The sequence below is a fragment of the Rhizobium sp. CCGE531 genome, assembly GCF_003627795.1.
Classification (GTDB): Bacteria; Pseudomonadota; Alphaproteobacteria; order Rhizobiales; family Rhizobiaceae; genus Rhizobium.
This window is the reverse complement of record NZ_CP032684.1, coordinates 1,577,033-1,596,084: the sequence shown is the minus strand read 5'-3', so window position 1 is coordinate 1,596,084 and position 19,052 is coordinate 1,577,033. Positions and strand designations below refer to the sequence as shown.

General features: G+C 58.3%; 21 protein-coding genes and 4 tRNA genes. 3 read left to right on the top strand and 22 right to left on the bottom strand.

The features are described from left to right. Positions 1-146: 146 nt before the first annotated feature. The 17 genes from rplL to CCGE531_RS07755 all read right to left on the bottom strand — a co-directional run bounded on the left by rplL (position 147) and on the right by CCGE531_RS07755 (position 11,288). A complete protein-coding gene (gene rplL, locus CCGE531_RS07840; protein WP_120663674.1) occupies positions 147-527 on the bottom strand; it encodes a 50S ribosomal protein L7/L12 in 381 nt (126 codons plus the stop codon). A gap of 58 nt (positions 528-585) precedes the next feature. Beyond that, positions 586-1,104 carry a 50S ribosomal protein L10 gene (rplJ, locus tag CCGE531_RS07835; protein ID WP_077472949.1) on the bottom strand — a complete coding sequence of 173 codons (519 nt, stop codon included), beginning with the start codon at positions 1,102-1,104 and terminating at the stop codon, positions 586-588. Positions 1,105-1,432: 328 nt separating this feature from the next. Then, complete coding sequence (gene rplA, locus CCGE531_RS07830; RefSeq protein WP_120663673.1) at positions 1,433-2,134, bottom strand: 50S ribosomal protein L1; 702 nt, start codon at positions 2,132-2,134, stop codon at positions 1,433-1,435. Between the two features lie 4 nt (positions 2,135-2,138). Beyond that, positions 2,139-2,570, bottom strand: a complete 432-nt coding sequence (rplK, locus tag CCGE531_RS07825; protein ID WP_120663672.1) for a 50S ribosomal protein L11 — start codon at positions 2,568-2,570, stop codon at positions 2,139-2,141. A 214-nt stretch (positions 2,571-2,784) separates the two neighbouring features. Further along, positions 2,785-3,315, bottom strand: a complete 531-nt coding sequence (gene nusG, locus CCGE531_RS07820; RefSeq protein ID WP_120663671.1) for a transcription termination/antitermination protein NusG — start codon at positions 3,313-3,315, stop codon at positions 2,785-2,787. An 18-nt stretch (positions 3,316-3,333) separates the two neighbouring features. Beyond that, positions 3,334-3,534 carry a preprotein translocase subunit SecE gene (gene secE, locus CCGE531_RS07815; protein ID WP_112341906.1) on the bottom strand — a complete coding sequence of 67 codons (201 nt, stop codon included), beginning with the start codon at positions 3,532-3,534 and terminating at the stop codon, positions 3,334-3,336. 196 nt (positions 3,535-3,730) lie between these two features. Beyond that, positions 3,731-3,806, bottom strand: a tRNA-Trp gene (locus CCGE531_RS07810). Positions 3,807-4,005: 199 nt separating this feature from the next. Next, a complete protein-coding gene (locus tag CCGE531_RS07805; protein WP_205586493.1) occupies positions 4,006-4,881 on the bottom strand; it encodes a 3-deoxy-manno-octulosonate cytidylyltransferase in 876 nt (291 codons plus the stop codon). A gap of 5 nt (positions 4,882-4,886) precedes the next feature. Beyond that, complete coding sequence (locus CCGE531_RS07800; RefSeq protein WP_120666604.1) at positions 4,887-5,573, bottom strand: glycosyltransferase; 687 nt, start codon at positions 5,571-5,573, stop codon at positions 4,887-4,889. Between the two features lie 325 nt (positions 5,574-5,898). Then, complete coding sequence (locus tag CCGE531_RS07795) at positions 5,899-6,792, bottom strand: NAD(P)-dependent oxidoreductase (RefSeq protein ID WP_120663670.1); 894 nt, start codon at positions 6,790-6,792, stop codon at positions 5,899-5,901. Next, a complete protein-coding gene (locus CCGE531_RS34645) occupies positions 6,789-7,010 on the bottom strand; it encodes a hypothetical protein (RefSeq protein ID WP_205586477.1) in 222 nt (73 codons plus the stop codon). The genes CCGE531_RS07795 and CCGE531_RS34645 overlap by 4 nt, the downstream gene beginning before the upstream one ends. 29 nt (positions 7,011-7,039) lie before the next feature. Beyond that, positions 7,040-7,549 carry an AAA family ATPase gene (locus CCGE531_RS07785; protein WP_120663668.1) on the bottom strand — a complete coding sequence of 170 codons (510 nt, stop codon included), beginning with the start codon at positions 7,547-7,549 and terminating at the stop codon, positions 7,040-7,042. 69 nt (positions 7,550-7,618) lie between these two features. After that, on the bottom strand, positions 7,619-8,794 hold the full coding sequence (gene tuf / locus CCGE531_RS07780) for an elongation factor Tu (RefSeq protein WP_003573803.1): 1,176 nt from the start codon (positions 8,792-8,794) through the stop codon (positions 7,619-7,621). Between the two features lie 419 nt (positions 8,795-9,213). Beyond that, positions 9,214-9,633, bottom strand: a complete 420-nt coding sequence (locus tag CCGE531_RS07775) for a DUF3597 domain-containing protein (RefSeq protein WP_120663667.1) — start codon at positions 9,631-9,633, stop codon at positions 9,214-9,216. 258 nt (positions 9,634-9,891) lie between these two features. Then, positions 9,892-10,662 (bottom strand): hypothetical protein, encoded by a 771-nt coding sequence (locus CCGE531_RS07770; protein ID WP_120663666.1) that lies wholly within the window; start codon positions 10,660-10,662, stop codon positions 9,892-9,894. A 441-nt stretch (positions 10,663-11,103) separates the two neighbouring features. Further along, positions 11,104-11,177 (bottom strand) — tRNA-Gly (locus CCGE531_RS07760). 26 nt (positions 11,178-11,203) lie between these two features. Then, positions 11,204-11,288: transfer RNA gene (locus tag CCGE531_RS07755), tRNA-Tyr, on the bottom strand. Positions 11,289-11,485: 197 nt separating this feature from the next. On the opposite strand from CCGE531_RS07755, the gene rlmB reads away from it, so the two are divergent. Further along, a complete protein-coding gene (gene rlmB, locus CCGE531_RS07750; protein WP_120663664.1) occupies positions 11,486-12,394 on the top strand; it encodes a 23S rRNA (guanosine(2251)-2'-O)-methyltransferase RlmB in 909 nt (302 codons plus the stop codon). 40 nt (positions 12,395-12,434) lie between these two features. Further along, positions 12,435-13,124 carry an AprI/Inh family metalloprotease inhibitor gene (locus CCGE531_RS07745; RefSeq protein ID WP_120663663.1) on the top strand — a complete coding sequence of 230 codons (690 nt, stop codon included), beginning with the start codon at positions 12,435-12,437 and terminating at the stop codon, positions 13,122-13,124. A gap of 39 nt (positions 13,125-13,163) precedes the next feature. Here the strand turns inward: CCGE531_RS07745 and CCGE531_RS07740 are convergent, their stop codons facing one another. The 3 genes from CCGE531_RS07740 to CCGE531_RS07730 form a co-directional block, all read right to left on the bottom strand. Further along, the gene (locus tag CCGE531_RS07740; protein ID WP_120663662.1) at positions 13,164-13,457 is read right to left on the bottom strand and encodes a hypothetical protein; all 294 of its coding nucleotides are present in this window, start codon (positions 13,455-13,457) and stop codon (positions 13,164-13,166) included. 144 nt (positions 13,458-13,601) lie between these two features. After that, the gene (locus tag CCGE531_RS07735) at positions 13,602-13,871 is read right to left on the bottom strand and encodes a hypothetical protein (protein ID WP_120663661.1); all 270 of its coding nucleotides are present in this window, start codon (positions 13,869-13,871) and stop codon (positions 13,602-13,604) included. A 131-nt stretch (positions 13,872-14,002) separates the two neighbouring features. After that, positions 14,003-14,078, bottom strand: a tRNA-Thr gene (locus CCGE531_RS07730). 172 nt (positions 14,079-14,250) lie between these two features. Here CCGE531_RS07730 and CCGE531_RS07725 point away from each other — a divergent pair. Further along, positions 14,251-15,024: an NAD kinase gene (locus CCGE531_RS07725; RefSeq protein ID WP_120663660.1), complete on the top strand. Its 774-nt coding sequence runs from the start codon at positions 14,251-14,253 to the stop codon at positions 15,022-15,024. A gap of 78 nt (positions 15,025-15,102) precedes the next feature. On the opposite strand, the gene prfB is transcribed toward CCGE531_RS07725, so the two are convergent. Together prfB and CCGE531_RS07715 are read right to left on the bottom strand one after the other, a co-directional pair. Then, positions 15,103-16,234 (bottom strand): peptide chain release factor 2 gene (gene prfB / locus CCGE531_RS07720; RefSeq protein ID WP_120663659.1). Its coding sequence is split into 2 segments (ribosomal slippage): positions 15,103-16,164 and positions 16,166-16,234, totalling 1,131 coding nucleotides; the frame shifts between segments, so codons are not numbered across the junction. A 126-nt stretch (positions 16,235-16,360) separates the two neighbouring features. Then, entirely contained in the window at positions 16,361-18,820 is a 2,460-nt protein-coding gene (locus tag CCGE531_RS07715) for a penicillin-binding protein 1A (protein WP_120663658.1), read from the bottom strand. Positions 18,821-19,052: the final 232 nt, after the last annotated feature.

Genomic DNA, 19,052 nt, shown 5'->3' with positions numbered 1-19,052 from the left:
GGATTGCGTCGCGGTTCGGCTTGAGACCATCCTCTTGAAGAACCCATTACCCAAAAGCCGTTTTGCCCGCGGCTTTTGGGTAATTCGTTCAGAAAAACGGCGAATGGGAGGCGGCAAAAAGCCACCTCCCAAAAGCAGTTTCAAGCTTACTTGACGTCGACCTTTGCGCCGGCGTCTTCGAGCTTCTTCTTGATGTCAGCGGCTTCAGCCTTGGAAACAGCTTCCTTGACAGCCTTCGGAGCGGCTTCAACGAGATCCTTGGCTTCCTTGAGGCCGAGGCCGGTGATGGCGCGGACTTCCTTGATGACGTTGATCTTGTTTGCGCCGGCTTCCGTGAGGATGACGTCGAACTCGGTCTTTTCTTCTTCAACGGCAGCAGCGGCGCCAGCACCACCGGCAACGGCAGCAACAGCTACCGGAGCAGCGGCGGAAACGCCCCACTTTTCTTCGAGAAGCTTGGACAGTTCTGCGGCTTCGAGAACGGTCAGCGAGGAGAGGTCGTCTACGATCTTTGCGAGATCAGCCATTTTTGTAGTTCCTTTTGTTCGGTTCGAACTGGTTGGTTATGAACAGCGAAAAACCGCCTTACGCGGCTTCGTCCTTCTTGGCGTAGGCCGAGAACACGCGAGCAAGCTGACTTGCCGGCGCTGCAACAACACCTGCGATGCGGGTAGCCGGAGTCTGGATCATGCCCAGCAGCTTCGCGCGCAGCTCGTCCAGCGAAGGCAGGGTCGCGAGCGACTTCACACCTTCGGCGTTGAGCGTTGTTGTTCCCATGGCGCCGCCCAAAACAACGATCTTATCGTTGCCCTTGGCGAAATCCACGACGACCTTCGGAGCGGTAATCGGATCAGTGCTGTATGCGATCAGCGTCTGACCGGTGAAGAGATTGGAAATCCCTTCCGCTTCGGTGCCCTGAAGAGCAATTTTGGCCAGGCGGTTCTTCGCGACTTTGATAGTGCCGCCAGCAGCGCGCATCTTGGAACGAAAATCGTTCATCTGAGCGACTGTAGCACCAGCATAGTGGGCCACGACAACCGAGCCCGAAGCCTTGAAGACTTCGTTCAGTTCCGTGACGAATTCGCGTTTTTCCGCTCTTTCCACTGCTTTTCTCCAGTTGACAGGACCGGATTAACGGACCTGCCGGGTTGCCTTTGCCTCCTGGGATCAATTCAGATCCCAAGCGACGCTTGAGGATCCTGTCCCCTCGCGCTCGAGCCGAAAGGCTCCAAGGCACAAGGCATCCAAGGCTCGAACCGAGTTCATCGAAGCGATGCTTCTTCAAAATTCGGGTCTTACCCGTCTCATGCAGGCTTAAGTGATTAAGGGATAACCACCTGCAATCTCGGACAGGAATTCCGGATTTCTCCGGAAATCCCGGCCCCGAAAGGCCGGGAATTCTTAAAATACCAGGCGCAGGGCCTAGCAGAACTTATCGGGCGCCCGGCGCCGTAACCGTCGACGGCTCGATCTTGACGCCCGGACCCATGGTCGAAGAGATCGCTACGCGCTTGACGTAGTTGCCCTTGGCGCCAGCCGGCTTTGCCTTGATGACGGCGTCGGCGAAGGCACGGATGTTTTCTTCCAGAGCCTTGGCGTCGAAGGAAGCCTTGCCGATACCGGCATGGATGATACCAGCCTTCTCGACGCGGAACTCGACAGCGCCGCCCTTGGATGCTTCGACAGCACCCTTGACGTCCATCGTGACGGTGCCGACCTTCGGGTTCGGCATCATGCCGCGCGGGCCGAGAACCTTACCGAGACGACCGACGAGCGGCATCATGTCCGGGGTGGCGATGCAGCGATCGAAGTCGATCTTGCCGCCCTGAACGATTTCGACCAGGTCTTCCGCGCCGACGATGTCAGCGCCTGCAGCCTTGGCTTCGTCAGCCTTGACGCCACGAGCGAAGACGGCAACGCGAACCGTACGGCCGGTGCCGTTCGGCAGGTTGACGACGCCGCGAACCATCTGGTCGGCATGACGCGGGTCAACGCCGAGGTTCATCGAGATTTCGACGGTTTCGTCGAACTTGGCGACGGCACGTTCCTTGACCATGCTGATGGCCAGATCCAGAGCATAGAGCTTGGTCGGATCAACGCCTTCACGAATCTTTTGAATACGCTTTGCTACCATGGTCTTAACCCACCACTTCCAGGCCCATGGCGCGGGCAGAGCCCTCGATCATGGCCATTGCGCCTTCGATATCGGCGGCGTTCAGATCCTTCATCTTGGCTTCGGCGATAGACTTCACCTGAGCCTTGGTGAGGGTGCCAGCCTTGGCGCCCTTGCCGGGGGTCTTCGAGCCGGACGGGATCTTCGCTTCCTTCTTCAGGAAGTAGCTGACCGGCGGCTGCTTCATGATGAAGGTGAAGGACTTGTCCTGGTAGTAGGTGATGACGACCGGGATCGGCATACCCTTTTCCATTTCCTGCGTGGCGGCATTGAACGCCTTGCAGAATTCCATGATGTTAATGCCACGCTGACCAAGCGCAGGACCGATCGGCGGCGACGGATTCGCCGAGCCGGCCTTGACCTGCAGCTTGAGCTGGCCTGCAACTTTCTTAGCCATTTCTCTCTGCCTTTCTACATGACCGGTTACCCGGTCGACTAATGCCGGATCGCTCCGGCGGCTGCGGTTGCGTGGTGCGGATCATCAGGCCCGGCTAAGACCCTATCCTTCCACGCGGATTGCGGCTTCGCCGCGAGATATAAGTAAGCAATTACTCATATCCAAACTCAAACGAAAGGTCAGCCGCCAGGCCGACCCCTCATAAAGGACACAATCAAACTTTCTCGACTTGACTGTATTCCAGCTCGACCGGCGTAGCGCGGCCGAAAATCGACACTTCCACTTTCAGGCGCGAACGCTCTTCGTCCACATCCTGAACCGTGCCGTTGAACGAAGCGAACGGACCATCGGAAACGCGGACCTGCTCGCCGATCTCGAAGGATACGGAAGCCTTCGGCCGCTCGACACCTTCCTGGACCTGACCGAGAATGCGCTCGGCTTCATAATCCGGAATCGGAACGGGCTTATTGTCAGAGCCGAGGAAGCCAGTCACCTTCGGCGTATTCTTGATTAGGTGGTAGGCTTCGTCCGTCAGGTTGGCGCGCACCAGCACGTAACCCGGGAAGAACTTGCGTTCGCTATCGACCTTGCGGCCGCGACGGACCTCTACGACCTTCTCGGTCGGCACAAGGATCCTCTCGAACAGATGCTCGAGACCCTTCTGCCTGGCCTTCTCCTCAATGGATTCAGCCACTTTCTTTTCGAAATTAGAATAAGCGTGGACGATGTACCAACGTGCCGCCATGTTCATCTCCACCCGATATCAATTGCCGGTATTCAGTACGTAGCCGAGAATCCAGCCAATGAGCTGGTCGGCGGCAAAGAAAAACAGCGAAGCGAAAACAACCATGACAAGCACCATCACCGTCGAGATCATGGTCTCGCGGCGTGAGGGCCAAGTAATTTTCGACGTCTCGGAGCGCACCTGCTGCAGAAACGCTAGTGGATTCGTTTTGGATGCCATTGACTGCCCACGCAATTACGGCGCGTAAAGCTGAACATATCAGCCCCACGCACCGCGTGTCTGTTAAACCCTACATAAACACCGATTCCCGATTTAACAAGAGGCAATACGGTGTTTTCTAAATTTTGCCGCCAGTTCGGCATAATCCTCGACCCAAGAAGCAGCGAAAACGACGCGCCAGTCAAATCAAGAAAAATGGCAGGGGCAGCAGGGCTCGAACCTACGACCTGCGGTTTTGGAGACCGCCGCTCTACCAACTGAGCTATACCCCTTCTTCCTTCGACTATTCGCTTCAAGCGGTGGACCGCCCAAGCAGTTCGAAGACATGGCGCTCCCTTTACGGCGGGACGAAACGATTGGCAAGAGCGTTTTTTGTTTTTCCCAATCACACCCGCAACTTCGCGCAGGCCATGTTTGCGCTGCCGGACGCACTTGCGAGGGGAAGCCGCTGAAACTGCGCCTACGGCTTCGCTATTCTCCGGAAGAGCCTTTCGGCTTGCGCTTGAGAAACTTCGGCCTGAGCCGGCGCAGGAAATTATCGGTGGAGCGAATCACATTCGTCAGTGAGATCAGCTTGTCCACTTCGGCATCCGTATTGCCGAGCCGTTCCGACAGCACTTCCGCCGCAGCCAGCGAAATTTCGGCCTGCGGCAGCTCGGTAAAGCGCTGGGCAAGCCTGATATAGGGGTTCAGCGCAACCCCGCCATGGATGGTAATTTTTCCGAGCCGGGCAAACAGGCGCAAAAACGTCTGCTCGAAGTTCCAATCATGGGCGGAGACCACCCTCCACTTCTGACTGCGCCTGGCCGAGAAACCGGCAAGCACGATCGCGCCGGGCAGCTTCAGGTCGCTGAGCCAGAGCGCCAGGGCAAAGCCGCTCGTCGGCGTCTTGTCTTCCGTGTAGAAATCGGAGCAGAAGCCGACCAGATCGAGATGACCGGTCGGCGCACCCTGGAAATCCGCTGCCGGATTAAGCTTCTCTTCCGGACCAAGCCGGATATTCATGATGCCGAGGAAATATTCCTTCGGAAAGAATTTCACGACCTCGCCCACCTCGCCGCGATAGACGATGTTGGCCCCGCGCGGCTGGCCGCGCGAGATCAGCAGCGAATGTCCATGGAATGGGCGGTCGAGGACCTTGTAGACCTTGTTGAAGAAGACAAAGAGCGCAGTCTCCGGAAACTGCGCCTGCAGGTTGGCGATATCGACGACGTCGCTATTGGCGACCAGAACGATATGGGAAAACCCCGCCAGTATGGCCCGCCACTCGTCGGCGCTGTTCAGGCCGGCGGCGGAACCCGCGGCCGGTATGCCGAGATCGATGTTTCCTGTCGTCTTTCGATCCAAATCGCTCACTTCTGCTGGACGTGCAGCATACGGTCTCGCATGGCGAACCACTCTTCGGCGTAATCGTCATTACGATATTCGTCGAAATACGGGCCACCGTCGGTGAAATGCACGAGTTTGGCATCTTCGCGGTGGTCATATTCGTTGACGAGATAGTTCCAGACGACCGGAACTTCACCGATCTGGTCGTCATTCTCCAGCCACTTGAACTGATGAAGCTGAAGGCCGGTTGCCGTGTTGACGAAATCCTTCGTCAATGCCGTGCACTTGGCATTGTTGAACAGGATCATGCTCGACCAGTTCTTCTTCTCATATTTGGTCTGCGTCTGGCCGAGGAACTTGGTTTCGATCTTCGGCTGGTAATCATGCTTGACGCACATGGCCGCGTAGCGATCGTCACGCAATGCCCAGAGTTCGGCGATATCGGCGCGGGCGAGCATGTCGCAATCCATGAAGATGCTCCAGCCCTGATAGTCGCTGAGGTAGGGCACGAGGAAGCGCGAGAAGGAAAACTCGGTCGACTGCAGCGGATTGCGCTCGCGCGTGAAGATGCCGTCGAGGTTGTTGAGCACGATCGGCGAGAAGACCACCGGGATCGACGAGCGCTCGATGATGCTCTGGGTCAGGACGTGATAGGCCACGACTTCCTTGGAATCGAAACCGACAAAAATACGTGCGACATTATCCTTCATGATACCTCCGAAACGGCTGAGCGCATGCAGGTCAGCCGGCAACTATCTTTTCGCCGCGACGCAAATCGCGCTCTGCTCACCCTTGAAGCACGTCGGCCGGAGGGTGCTGGTTCGAAACAAGGGCGCGGATATACCGGACCATGCGCTGCAATCTCTAGGAGATGCTGCGCGAACGCAACCCTACTTAAATAAACGGCGATATTTGTCGAGTGTTTGGGGAAGCATTTTTGGTTTTGCTGCGTAACAAATGGAGAGGCAGCGCAGCTGCCCCTCTCCCCGCCCGGCGCCGCGAGAGAGCGCCGAGGATCGTTTCAAAGGCAAAGCCCTAGACGTTCACATATTTCCGCCAATTATGCTCTTCCTTGAAGCCCAGTACTTCGCGGATCTTGCGGTTGGACAAAAGGCCCTCATACTCGCCGATCTCGCGGTTGAAAAGCACGTTCGGAAAATGCTTCGCGGCAAGCTCGCGCGACGGCGTGTTGGCCGAGACCGTATCATTGGCGGCATTGAACACCTGGAAACCGAGACCATCTTTGCCGATACAGAGATGGACGATCTGGCCGAGGTCGCGGGCGTCGATATAACTCCAGGCGATGCGCTTGCGGATTTCGCTGTTGGCGAAAAATTCCGGAAAGCGCTCATATTCATGCGGCTCGATGACATTGCCGATGCGCAGCGCGTAGATGTCGATACCGAAACGCTCGGCGAAAGCCCGAGCCGTCTTCTCGTTCACGACCTTGGACAAGCCGTAGGAATCCATCGGGTTGACGTCGTAATCTTCCTCCAGCGGGAATTGATGGAAGTCGCGATGGCCTTCGGCAAAGCAGATGCCATAGGTTGTCTCGCTGGAGGCAATGATGATCTTCTTCACGCCGAGCTTCGCGGCCGCCTCGATGACATTGTAGGTGCTCATCGTGTTGATGCGGAACGTCTCATTGTCGGGCTTGATCAGGATGCGCGGTATGGCGGCGAAATGCACGACTGCGTCGAAAGGCTGCACGCCTTTGCCGTGGTCGAGATCGGGAAAATCGCGATGCATGGTCAGGACATCATATACTTGTCCCGCATCGGTGATATCGACCTGCAGGTTGGTGACGCCGGGGCTGTTCAGCGGCACGAGGTCGATATTGTGAACCTCATAGCCGGCATTCACCAGCCATGGAACCGCGTGACGCCCCGCCTTGCCGCTGCCGCCCGTGAACAAAATACGTTTCTTCATGAAAATCTCCTCCTTGGAAAATCGAGCGATAAATAGGCCCCTGCGCCCATTTCGCAAGACAAGCCTTGGTGACCGGAGGTTCTTCCGGCAAAATAATCGGATAGATACGCCGGCTCGCCGAACAGGCAAATGGCGACTGGGATCATTATACCGGCGGGAAGAATGATTTCGTTGCGGATGCCGTGCGTCGTGCGAAAGCGGAACTCACGCAGAGCCATATCACCGTCCGGTGACGATATCATTGGAGCTACCGGAACAGATATTTCAGCACCGTATCCACGCTCTGTTCGATCGAAAGATCGCTCGTGTCGAGGATCTCGCAGCTATTTTTCCGGGCTTCCTGACGCAGATAGGCCGCCCAGTTCATCATGTTCGCATCGGCAAGCTCCGGCTGGCCTCGCTCAACCGCCAAGCGATGAATCCGCGCTGCGTCGTCGCAATCGATCAGCAACAGGCGATAGTCACCGATATCGGCCGCCGCCGCTGCCTCCTTGATGAAGGATGGCCGCATCTGCCCTTCGAGAAGAATGGCCCTGCCCTTCCGCATCTGTGGCGCAAGCCGCGCTAGCCATTCCACGGTCTTGTCCCGCTGCCAGCCCTCGGGCGAACCATGGTCCTGGATCATGGCGTCAAGCGACGGCACGCCGATACTGTCGAAATGATAGACGGCTAACATAGACGCATGGTCCCTGGCGATCGCCTGCGCGATCGCGGTCTTTCCCGATCCCGAAGCGCCGGTCAGAATGATCAGGCTCATGCATACCTCCCAATGCGAAAAGGCCCCGCTGTTTCCAGCGGGGCCTCTTATAAAGGAATAATCCGAAGATTACTCGACGATGGAGGCAACGATGCCTGCGCCGACGGTACGGCCGCCTTCGCGGATCGCGAAGCGCAGCTTTTCTTCCATCGCGATCGGAACGATCAGCTCAACCGCAACCGTGACGTTGTCGCCCGGCATGACCATTTCCGTGCCTTCCGGAAGCGTCACGATGCCAGTCACGTCCGTCGTGCGGAAGTAGAACTGCGGACGGTAGTTCGTGAAGAACGGCGTATGACGGCCGCCTTCTTCCTTCGTCAGGATGTAGGCTTCGGCCATGAACTTCTTGTGCGGCTTGACAGAACCCGGCTTGCACAGAATCTGGCCACGCTCGACGCCGTCACGGTTCACGCCGCGAACCAGTGCGCCGATGTTGTCGCCGGCCTGGCCCTGATCGAGCAGCTTGCGGAACATTTCAACGCCGGTCACCGTCGTCTTCGACGTCGCGCGGATGCCGACGATCTCGACTTCTTCGCCAACCTTGACGATACCGCGCTCGACGCGGCCCGTCACAACCGTACCACGGCCGGAGATCGAGAACACGTCTTCGATCGGCATCAGGAACGGCTGGTCGATCGGACGCTCAGGCGTCGGGATGTAGGCGTCAACAGCAGCCATCAGCTCGCGGATCGCGTCTTCGCCGATCTTCTTGTCCGAATCTTCAAGAGCGGCAAGCGCCGAACCCTTGACAACCGGAATGTCGTCGCCCGGGAAGTCGTAGGACGACAGAAGTTCGCGAACTTCGAGCTCGACCAGCTCCAGAAGCTCAGCGTCGTCAACCTGGTCGACCTTGTTCAGGAACACCACGATCGCCGGAACGCCAACCTGGCGGGCAAGCAGGATGTGCTCGCGCGTCTGCGGCATCGGGCCGTCGGCGGCCGAGCAAACCAGGATCGCGCCGTCCATCTGTGCGGCACCGGTGATCATGTTCTTCACATAGTCGGCGTGGCCGGGGCAGTCGACGTGCGCATAGTGGCGAGCCGGCGTCTCATACTCGACGTGCGCCGTCGAGATCGTGATGCCGCGCGCCTTTTCTTCCGGAGCGGCGTCGATCTGGTCATACGCCTTGAACTCGCCGAAGTACTTCGTGATCGCCGCCGTCAAGGACGTCTTGCCGTGGTCAACGTGCCCGATCGTGCCGATGTTAACGTGCGGCTTATTGCGCTCAAACTTACTCTTTGCCATTTGAATGCTTCCTGTGAACGTAATGAGTGACCCCGGCGAACCGGTTTAGTGCCGCCGTTTAAGGCTTTCATCGCATTTGCGCAAGACTTAATTGCAGGCCCTATTCCCGTCGCAGCCTGGTCGATGACGGATGCTCCGCAGCCTTCGACTTTCATTCGCCACGCAAGGTTCGCCGCCCGATCCGGAAAGGCAAAAAAGCATTTGCCGGTTCAGGCGCTTAGATAGGAAAGCACGGGCGGGAATTCCAGTGCCGGACGGCGGAATGGAAGCATGCCTCCGGACTGAGATGGCCGTGAATGCAAAGCGCCCTCTCCGAAAGGAAAGGGCGCAAAACAATCAAGCGGCAATAAATCGTCATCTGCCGCGATGCGTTATCCGGCGCGGCCAGCAAATGTGGGCGTACCGAAGCTTCGCGTATGTCAATTGAGGAGATCGGCGGGCACCTTGCCGCCATTGTCCGCGAGCTTCTTCAGAAGCGCCTTATGAAGGAAGGTGTTCATCTTGGCGGAATCTCCGGCGTCACCGGTGTAACCCAGTTCCTGCGCCAGTTCCTTGCGCTCGGAAAGGCTCGCATCCATACCGAGCGCCTTCATCAGATCGACGATCGAATGTTTCCAGTCGAGCTTCTGACCATTCTTCTTGACGGCAGCGTCGAGAATGGCGGCGACATCCACCGGAGCGGATGGCGCGCTTGTCGCGGGGGATGTTGCCGCCGTGGTCGATGAGGGAGCCGGCGTCGGCGCGCTCGTCGGATTGGCGGTTGCTGCAGTCTGTGTCGGCGCTGGAGCAGCCTTCGCCTCTCCCCAGATTGCACCCTTGATCTTGTCGAAGATACCCATTGCGCTCTCCCGTTTCGGTTGCTTGAGCATTATCTATCGCTCGCGAGAATATAAGCAACCCTTCATGTCAAATATGCAAAGATGGGATGAGCGCAAGGCGGATGAGGGCGTCGAGCATCTGCCATGTTCGCGATTAGGCTTTATTTGCAGTAGGACGACAGCGTGTCATCGCCAGGATAGATCAGGTTCGATACAATATGAACACCGCCAACGGCCAGTTGATGCCTCTTGGCCTCAACTCGTTGGACAAGCCGTCCCCTACTTACAATACGGCGCGATAAATCCCTCTAAGTCATCCAAGGCGCACGACACCGCAGCCATCATGCTTGTCATCTGCTTGGTCACGAGAGTGCCATCAAATTCGGTCCCGCCAGCAAAACGCAATTCTACCTTTGTATTGTACGCATTGCTAAAATGTATTGGTGCTACACTCTGAATTAAATTCAATTTTTGGTCGGCAGGACCACCAATGGAGCAACTTTGCATCGTAAGCCCTCCTGTACGCACATTCACGTTCTCGATTGTGGTAATTCCGACTGAAGGCAGAAAATCGTTGTGTTTGTTATAGTTTGACAGGCTCGTCACTGCCCATAAATTCGGTTTTTGGTCGAAGCACGGCTGTATGATGGTAGCGATAAAGTTTGCAGCTTGAGGAAACCAAGCTTGTATATCCTTGTATGCCTTCGAAGTGCTTAGATCGACACTGCTCTTTGCGAAGGGAAAATGCGCCTTCTGTTTCGGCCCCACCGTTTGAAGCGCCATATTCATCCAATAATCGAGCGCTTCGCGGAGGTTGTTAACTGCATCCCCCATTACGGCACCGAAATGTTCCGATATCGATGTCAAAGGCTTGTATCGTAAGAGATGCTCGTCCGGCGTTCTGAGGACGGCTCTGGACCGATTAATTTCAATCTTTAGCTCATAGAGATCGCGCGACAGGGGATTGGTTTCTCGCACAAGCTCTGAAATATGCCGCTTAGCTCTGTCGACCTTACGGCGCGGCTTCTGCATAACGTCAGACAAATTCATAATAGCTCCTTGCAAGCTCTACTTAGGCAACGCGCTGTTTTACATCAAAGTTGTACAACGGCAAAATAAGCTCAACTCTCGATAAGGTTCTTTAACTCGATATTGGCCCAGTCGTCATTGACGAGGATCACTGGAAACCATATCGGAAGAGCCGTTATACGGGGAAATTCCGCAGGGTGCGGCATGCTGCCGGCTTTCCATCAAATGTCTGGTCGATGGATTCGAGAGCTGGAGCTGTTTCCGAAACCGTCGAGGCAACGGGCTCTTTGGAAGATGCCCGTGATCTTGCGACCCATACCACGACAAAAACCACTCGCCGGTATAGCCGCGGCGATGGATTGGAGAGCAGCCGCCGAATCACGGAAGCTCGCAATGAAAGGCGTGCCAAAAAGACTGACTGACACGCTGTGACACAGGATATAGCTAAGTGGTTGAAAAGCTTGGAGCGGGTAGCGGGAATCGAACCCGCGTATTCAGCTTGGAAGGCTGCTGCTCTACCATTGAGCTATACCCGCGCGGGTGGTCAAGATCCGGTCCGGAATGGTGGAGGGAGTTGGATTTGAACCAACGTAGGCTGAGCCAACGGATTTACAGTCCGTCCCCTTTAACCACTCGGGCATCCCTCCAGTATTCCGACTGGATCTTGCGACCAAGTTGCTCGACCGTGGCGTCGCCGCTTCGATCTGCGCCGCGTATATGACCGGACGATTTCCGTCTGTCAACACAAGGAATTGGCAAAAATGACGAAAAAATTTCAGCCTGTGGGAAAAGCCCGACGCTGAAAGAGGCTATGCGCCCGGGAAGGCGCTGGTTATAAAGCCGCATGAGCAAAGATAAAATATCCGGCCGCTCCGGCCCTGAAAACACGGCCGACGACAAATCGGCCAAGGACACGCATTACGCCACCCTGCGTCGCGCGCATCGCGACGCCAAGCGCGAACGTGGTGAAATTCCGACCCCGGCACCGCAGAAGCGCAAGCGGGCTGGCGCGGACGATTGGAAGCCGCCGGCGCTCGCGCCAGACCAGGTCCTTCTTTATGGCCTGCACACGGTCCGCGCGGCTCTCGGCAATCCCGAGCGCAAGAACATCAAGCTGTCGACGACGCAGAATGCGCTGGTGCGGCTGGAAATCGGCCCGGCCGACGCACTCGGCATTCCCGTCGAGATCGTCTCGCCGCAGGATATCGACAAGATTCTGGGTCCTGAAGCCATCCACCAGGGCGTGATGCTGGAAACGCGTCCCCTGCCCGTGCGACGCCTCGAAGCACTGAAGGGCAGTCCGTTGTTACTCGTTCTCGATCAGGTGACGGATCCGCACAATGTCGGCGCCATCATGCGCTCGGCCGTGGCCTTCGACGCCGGTGCCGTGATCACGACGCAGCGCCACAGCCCGACCGAATCAGGCGTGCTCGCCAAATCCGCCTCGGGTGCGCTCGAGCTCATACCTTATATACAGATCACCAATCTCTCGGATGCGCTCGGCGAGCTGCATCGGCTCGGCTTCACGACGATCGGTCTTGATTCGGAAGGGCCGGCACCGCTGGAAGGCACGTTCAGCGGCGACAAGATCGCACTCGTTCTCGGTTCCGAGGGCAAGGGGCTGCGTCAAAAGACCCGGGAAACGGTGAATGCACTGGCTCGGCTCGACATGCCGGGCGCCATCAAATCGCTGAATGTCTCGAACGCAGCCGCGATCGCGCTATATGCGACGCGGTCCTATCTCAAATCATAGCGGCGCCCCTGGCGGCCGCGGCATGTTGGGAGAATTTGCCTTGATCCGTGCTCTCGGTCTAGCGGCGGTTTCCGCCGCCCTTGCTTTGACAATGGCCCAGCCGGCCCCGGCAGCCGACGACGAAGTCGTTCAGGCACAAACCGGCACATGGCTGGTCGCGCCTGAAAGCGGCGCCAAGGGCTGCCGTCTCACCTTCGGGACGAACGCAGTTGCTGGCGGTCACGAAATCACCGGTGCCGATGCCTGCGCGACACCCCTGCCCGCTCTCGCCAAAGCCCGCGCGTGGAACTTCACGGACGACGGCGCGCTCGCCATCGCGGATGCCGAGGGCAAGCCGCTGATGCGCTTCCAGCAGGAGGAAGGCTCCCCGTGGCAAAGCGAAGGCGGCGACCCTACATGGCTGTTGCCGGCGCTGGGCGATGTCGATCACGTGCCGACCGTCGCAAGTCTTGCCGGCGCATGGCGCATCCAGCAGCCGGGCGGAAAGCCGGTCTGCGATATCACGCTCACCACCGACAAGGATCAGGACGGCACCGCCAAAATGTCACCAAGCGGAGACTGCGCCGCCGAGATTGGCGAGCTCAAGCTTTCACTCTGGGCCGCCGAAGGTTTCGGGCTGGTGATGCTGGGCAGTGATGGCTCCTCGCTCTCCTTCGACATGAAGCCGGACGGCAGTTTCCAGAAGTCCGAAGAAGAGGAAGGCGAACCGCTCCTGCTGGTTCGCAAATAGGCCGACTGAAGCAGATGCTTTAGATCAGGCCGGCAATGCTCATCGCACGGTCATCGGCGCCGGGTGCCAGGCCGATTGGCGCCAAAGCACTCTCTCGGTAACCGGGCATCCGTCCTGAAGCTTCGCCCAGGAGGTGACGTTAAGGTTCATCTCGCATTGTGCGAGATAGCTGCGGTCACCGATGGTCATGCAGGCAACCTCGCCGACCGCATGCTGCTTTCCATCCGTATTTTTACAGTAGCAGTTTTCACCGGCTAACGCTGGCACGCCTGTGACCGCCGTGATCACGACAAGCGGCAATCCCAAGACGACATGCCGCGATATCTCGCGCATGAACGTATCCTCCCCGCCATTGACGGATGGAGTGTATGCCTATTTCGGCCATTGTAAATGCGCCTATAACCCCGAGCACGCATGCAAATGCATGCATGGAGAACCGCTGCGATTTGATGCAGCTCGCCAAGACGTATCTGCAGCTCAGTGAATCGCGGGATCCGCCTCGTCAAAGAACGACCTGATGCCGTCGCGCGCGATCGTTGCCAGGAATTCGTCGAACGCCTCGCGGTCGGTCGCGAAGGGTTCTTCCCATTCGATCAGATCCTCCTCCGGCGTAATGACTTCCATCCGCCAGTCGGCATTGGTACCGGCCGGACGAAAGATATCGACCAAGACGGTCACACCGTCATCGGTGAATTCACCCGAGAGTTCGGAATGCTCTAACTTCGGCTTCTTGGGATTGCTGGTCATAGGTTTCCAGGGACAAGATATTATGTTGATGATTTCGCCGACATGCTGAGGCTTCGGCGTCTATAAATTATCTCGTTGTCGCCGATTTTCCATACCAGCGATCAATAAGGCAACCAAGTCTTGGAAAAATCTGGTGCCCCCGGCAGGGTTCGAACCCGCGACCCCCTGATTACAAATCAGGTGCTCTACCAACTGAGCTACAAGGGCATGTGGGCATGCCAACTAACAGATTTTGAAATCCTGTAAAGGGAAAATCACCTCGTTCGGCCTTAAAGCTGGGGGATCGGTGCGCGGCTTCAACGATTTACCAGTCCGAGTGAAACGTCTTGTCGCAGGAGGGGAATAACATTACCTAGTATGGCCACTTAAAGGACGTTGCATGTCACGCAATCTTCAATCCGTTTGCTTTCTCGCCTCCACCGCGCCGGAGGCACAGGCTGCGCAGCAGGAACTGATTCGCCTCTATGGCCAGACGCCGCAGGAGAGCGCGGATGTCGTGGTGGCGCTCGGTGGCGACGGCTTCATGCTGCAGACGCTGCACGGTACCATGAATTCCGGCAAGTGCGTCTATGGCATGAACCGCGGTTCGGTCGGCTTCCTGATGAATGATTATCGAACGGATTGCCTGGCCGAACGCATCGAGGCGGCTGTCGAAAACGCATTCCATCCGCTGCAGATGACCACGCGCAATGCGGATGGCAGCTCCCGCGTCGCTCTCGCCATCAACGAGGTGTCGCTGTTTCGCCAATCCTATCAGACGGCGAAACTGAAGGTCGAGATCGACGGTCGGGTCCGTCTGCCGGAACTGATCTGCGATGGCCTGATGGTAACGACGCCGGCGGGCTCCACGGCCTATAATCTCTCCGCCCACGGCCCTATCCTGCCGCTGGAGGCGCCGCTGCTGGCCATGACGCCGGTCAGCGCCTTCCGTCCCCGCCGCTGGCGCGGCGCGCTGCTGCCAAACAAGGTCACGGTCGACATCACCGTGCTCGAAGCGGAAAAACGCCCGGTCAACGCCGCCGCCGACAATGCCGAGGTCAAATCCGTCCTTGGCATCCAAATCCGCCAGAGCGAAGATACGACAGCCCGCATTCTTTCCGATCCGGACAGATCGTGGTCGGATCGGATCCTCGCGGAACAGTTTTCGGATTGAAGCCGGAATTTACAGCGCACCCGCCAATAAAAAAGCCCCGTCTCCGGGGCTTTTTTATTGGTGTTGATGGGTTCGAACTCACTCGACGTCGTCGACGACCGCATCGGCGGCACCGCTGATGCGATGCGCGAGTGCGGCTTCCATGAATTCATTGAGATCACCGTCCAGCACATCGCCGGGCGCGGTGCTCGAAACGCCGGTGCGCAGATCCTTGACCAGCTGGTAGGGCTGCAGGACATAGGACCGGATCTGGTGACCCCAGCCGATATCCGTCTTGGAAGCGGCTTCGGCATTGGCCGCCTCTTCCCGCTTCATCAGCTCCGCCTCGTACATGCGGGCGCGCAGCATGTCCCAGGCCTTGGCGCGGTTCTTGTGCTGCGAGCGTTCCTGTTGGCACTGCACGACGATCCCGGTCGGAATATGCGTGATGCGCACGGCCGAGTCGGTGGTGTTGACGTGCTGACCGCCGGCGCCGGACGAGCGATAGGTGTCGATGCGGCAATCGCCTTCGTTGATATCGATCTGGATCGAGTCGTCGACGACGGGGTAGACCCAGATCGACGAGAAGGACGTGTGACGGCGCGCATTGCTGTCATAGGGCGAGATGCGAACGAGGCGGTGGACGCCCGACTCGGTCTTCATCCAACCATAGGCATTGTGGCCCTTGACCAGAAGCGTTGCCGACTTGATGCCGGCCTCTTCGCCGTCATGAACTTCGAGCAGCTCCACCTTGAAGCGCTGGCGTTCGGCCCAGCGGGTATACATGCGCAACAGCATGTTCGCCCAATCCTGGCTCTCGGTGCCGCCGGCGCCCGAATGGACTTCGACATAGGTATCGTTGGAGTCGGCCTCGCCAGAGAGCATGGCCTCCACCTGCCGGCGCGCCGCTTCCGTCTTCAGGCCCTTGAGAGCCTCTTCAGCTTCGCGGACGACCTCTGCATCGCCCTCTTCCTCGCCAAGCTCGATCAGCCCGACATTATCCGTAAGCTGCTGTTCGAGCGCGCGCACGCCGCCAATGCCATCATCGAGCTGCTGGCGCTCGCGCATCAGCTTCTGCGCTTCGGCGGCATCGTTCCAGAGGGTCGGATCTTCCGACTTGTTATTCAACCAGTCCAGTCGTCTTACCGCCTGGTCCCAGTCAAAGATGCCTCCTCAGCAGGGTGATAGCCTGCTTGGTTTCGTCGACTATTTTCTCGATTTCGGCTCTCATGATCCTGCTTCTTCATTTCGCCGCTCAAGACGAACGGCCATCCAATTCAAAGAGTGCTGGTGACATAGATATACATGCCGCGGCTGTAAAGCCCCGCGGCATGTTGATCAGGCAAATAGGATGGGATCAGAAAAGGCCGCCAGATCCGGAAGTGACCGCCTGGTTCGCCTGCGGCGACGTCCTCAGAATCTCCTCCGGCGGCACCTGCGCGGCATCGCCGCCACCAATGACCTGGAGGCTCGTTGCCGGGCCGGTGCCAGGCTTGAAGGCTTCCATGATGGCATTCGGATCGCCCTGCTGCGCGGCCATGCCGGTCGCGCGATTGACTGCAACCATTGTCATGCCAGCCGGGACCTGGAACTTCTCCGGCGGTTGATCCTTCGTCGCCACCTGCATGAATTCGTTGAAGACCGGCGCGGCGAGCGCGCCGCCGGTGCCGCCCCGGCCGAGCGTGGTCGGCGTGTCGTAGCCAACGTAGAGGCCGGCGACGAGGCTCGGCGTGAAGCCGACGAACCAGGCATCCTTCTCATCGTTGGTGGTGCCGGTCTTGCCGGCGACATCGGTGTTGAGTTTGATCTTGCCGGCGGCCGTACCGCGAATGATGACGCCCTGCATCATCGACGTGACCTGATAGGCCGTCATCGGATCGAGCACCTGCTCGCGATTATCGGCAATGACAGGCTCGTCCTGGTTCTGCCAGACATTCACATTGCAGTTAGCGCAGACGCGCTCCTCATGCTTGAAGATCGTCTTGCCGTAGCGGTCCTGGATGCGGTCGATCAGCGTCGGCTTGATCTGCTTGCCGCCGTTGGCGATGACAGAATAAGCCGAAACCATGCGCAGTACCGTCGTTTCGCCGGCACCCAGCGACATGGCGAGAACCGGGTTCATATGGTCGTAGATGCCGAAGCGCTCGGCATATTCGGCAACCAGCGGCATGCCCATGTCGGAGGCGAGGCGGACAGTCATCAGGTTGCGGGAGTGTTCGATGGCAAAGCGCAGCGTATGCACGCCGCCGCCCTCGCCTTCGTAGTTCGTCGGCTTCCACACATCGCCGTTGCTGAGCGTGATCTGCAGCGGATCGTCGAGAATGACGGAGGCCGGCGTATAGCCGTTATCCATCGCAGCCGCATAGACGAACGGCTTGAACGACGAACCCGGCTGACGCCTGGCCTGGGTCGCGCGGTTGAATTCGGACTGCGCATAGGAGAAGCCGCCGACCATGGCGAGCACGCGGCCGGTATGCGGATCCATGACGACCAGGCCGCCCTGCACCTTCGGCGGCTGACGCAGGCGATAGCTGCTCGAATCGGCGTTGCCGGTCTTCTGCACGTAAATCACATCACCAGCGCTCAGCACGCCGCCCGGCGATTTCACCGACTTGCCGCCCGCCGACCGGTAGGCCCAGCGCATATCGGCAGCGGCGATCGTGCCGCGCTTGCGCTGGGTCGAAATCCTGCCTGCCGCATCGACACTCGGCTGCAATCCGATGTCGACGCCCTGATCGGAGACGGAGAGGACGATGGCGGCCTGCCATTCCGGCACGTCGCTCAGCGCGGGAACCTTGACAAGCTCGGCGCCCCAATCCTGCGACGTCGCGATCTGCTTGAGCGGGCCGCGATAACCGCGACGCTCGTCATAATCGACCAGGCCGTCCTGCAGGGCCTTGCGTGCTTCGAGCTGCATCTGCGGGTCAAGCGACGTGCGGACGGAAAGGCCGCCCTCATAAAGGGTCTTTTCACCGTATTGGTCGATCAGCTGGCGGCGGACTTCTTCGGCGAAATAATCCGAGGCGAAAAGCGACGGGCCGCTCTTCGGCGGCACGACGCCGAGCGGCTGCTTCTTTGCCTCTTCGCCGTCGCTCTGGCTGACATAGCCATTCTCCACCATGCGGTCGATCACCCAATTGCGGCGAGTGAGCGCTGCTTCGGCACGGCGGAACGGATTGTAGTTGGACGGGCCCTTGGGAAGCGAGGCCAGATAGGCCGATTCGGCAATAGTCAGCTCGTTGACGGACTTGTCGAAATAGGTGAGCGCGGCGCCGGCGATGCCATAGGAATTCAGGCCGAAATAGATCTCGTTCAGGTAAAGCTCGAGGATCTTGTCCTTGCTGTAGGCCTGTTCGATGCGGAAGGAGAGGATGGCTTCCTTGATCTTGCGGTCGAAGGTCTGGTCGGCGGAAAGCAGGAAGTTCTTGGCGACCTGCTGCGTGATGGTGGATGCGCCGACGAATCGGCGGCCGGAACCGATGTTCTGCAGGTTCACCACAATGGCGCGTGCTAGGCCACCGACATCGACGCCGGGATGATTGTAGAAATTCTTGTCTTCCGCCGAAAGGAATGCTGCCTTGACGCGATCGGGAATGGCCTGGATCGGCACGAAAAGCCGGTTCTCCCGCGAATATTCCTTCATCAAGGCGCCGTTGCCGGCGTGAATGCGTGTCGTCACCGGCGGCGCATATTTCGCAAGCACCTCATAGTCGGGAAGTTCCTTGGAGACCACGCTCAGATAGATGGCCGCCGCAGCCGCAACACCCAGAAACAGGAGGCAGCCCAGCCCAAAGAAATATCCAATCAGTCTGATCATATGATACTACCGGTGCTTGTTCTTCATGCGGCATGTGCGCGAGATCATCGCATAGCCACGGGCGTTTTGCATGCTCGCGGTGTTAATGCAAGACGGCATTGAAACAAAGCCGTGCTTCACTCGCGAGCGGATGATAGTTCGCTGTAACGGCGGGAATGTGAGCAAAATAGGGCTCGCCCCCGTATTCCAAGTTTCATTCAATTCTAATATTCAACGCTGTTACATGGAAGCC

Excerpts from the sequence above, each read along its gene's own strand:
- rplL (WP_120663674.1), bottom strand. The coding sequence starts at position 527 with ATGGCTGATCTCGCAAAGATCGTAGACGACCTCTCCTCGCTGACCGTT.
- rplA (WP_120663673.1), bottom strand. The coding sequence starts at position 2,134 with ATGGTAGCAAAGCGTATTCAAAAGATTCGTGAAGGCGTTGATCCGACC.
- rplK (WP_120663672.1), bottom strand. The coding sequence starts at position 2,570 with ATGGCTAAGAAAGTTGCAGGCCAGCTCAAGCTGCAGGTCAAGGCCGGC.
- nusG (WP_120663671.1), bottom strand. The coding sequence starts at position 3,315 with ATGGCGGCACGTTGGTACATCGTCCACGCTTATTCTAATTTCGAAAAG.
- secE (WP_112341906.1), bottom strand. The coding sequence starts at position 3,534 with ATGGCATCCAAAACGAATCCACTAGCGTTTCTGCAGCAGGTGCGCTCC.
- CCGE531_RS07800 (WP_120666604.1), bottom strand. The coding sequence starts at position 5,573 with ATGAAGGATAATGTCGCACGTATTTTTGTCGGTTTCGATTCCAAGGAA.
- CCGE531_RS07795 (WP_120663670.1), bottom strand. The coding sequence starts at position 6,792 with ATGAAGAAACGTATTTTGTTCACGGGCGGCAGCGGCAAGGCGGGGCGT.
- CCGE531_RS34645 (WP_205586477.1), bottom strand. The coding sequence starts at position 7,010 with ATGGCTCTGCGTGAGTTCCGCTTTCGCACGACGCACGGCATCCGCAAC.
- CCGE531_RS07785 (WP_120663668.1), bottom strand. The coding sequence starts at position 7,549 with ATGAGCCTGATCATTCTGACCGGCGCTTCGGGATCGGGAAAGACCGCG.
- tuf (WP_003573803.1), bottom strand. The coding sequence starts at position 8,794 with ATGGCAAAGAGTAAGTTTGAGCGCAATAAGCCGCACGTTAACATCGGC.
- CCGE531_RS07775 (WP_120663667.1), bottom strand. The coding sequence starts at position 9,633 with ATGGGTATCTTCGACAAGATCAAGGGTGCAATCTGGGGAGAGGCGAAG.
- CCGE531_RS07770 (WP_120663666.1), bottom strand. The coding sequence starts at position 10,662 with ATGAATTTGTCTGACGTTATGCAGAAGCCGCGCCGTAAGGTCGACAGA.
- rlmB (WP_120663664.1), top strand. The coding sequence starts at position 11,486 with ATGAGCAAAGATAAAATATCCGGCCGCTCCGGCCCTGAAAACACGGCC.
- CCGE531_RS07740 (WP_120663662.1), bottom strand. The coding sequence starts at position 13,457 with ATGCGCGAGATATCGCGGCATGTCGTCTTGGGATTGCCGCTTGTCGTG.
- CCGE531_RS07735 (WP_120663661.1), bottom strand. The coding sequence starts at position 13,871 with ATGACCAGCAATCCCAAGAAGCCGAAGTTAGAGCATTCCGAACTCTCG.
- CCGE531_RS07725 (WP_120663660.1), top strand. The coding sequence starts at position 14,251 with ATGTCACGCAATCTTCAATCCGTTTGCTTTCTCGCCTCCACCGCGCCG.
- CCGE531_RS07715 (WP_120663658.1), bottom strand. The coding sequence starts at position 18,820 with ATGATCAGACTGATTGGATATTTCTTTGGGCTGGGCTGCCTCCTGTTT.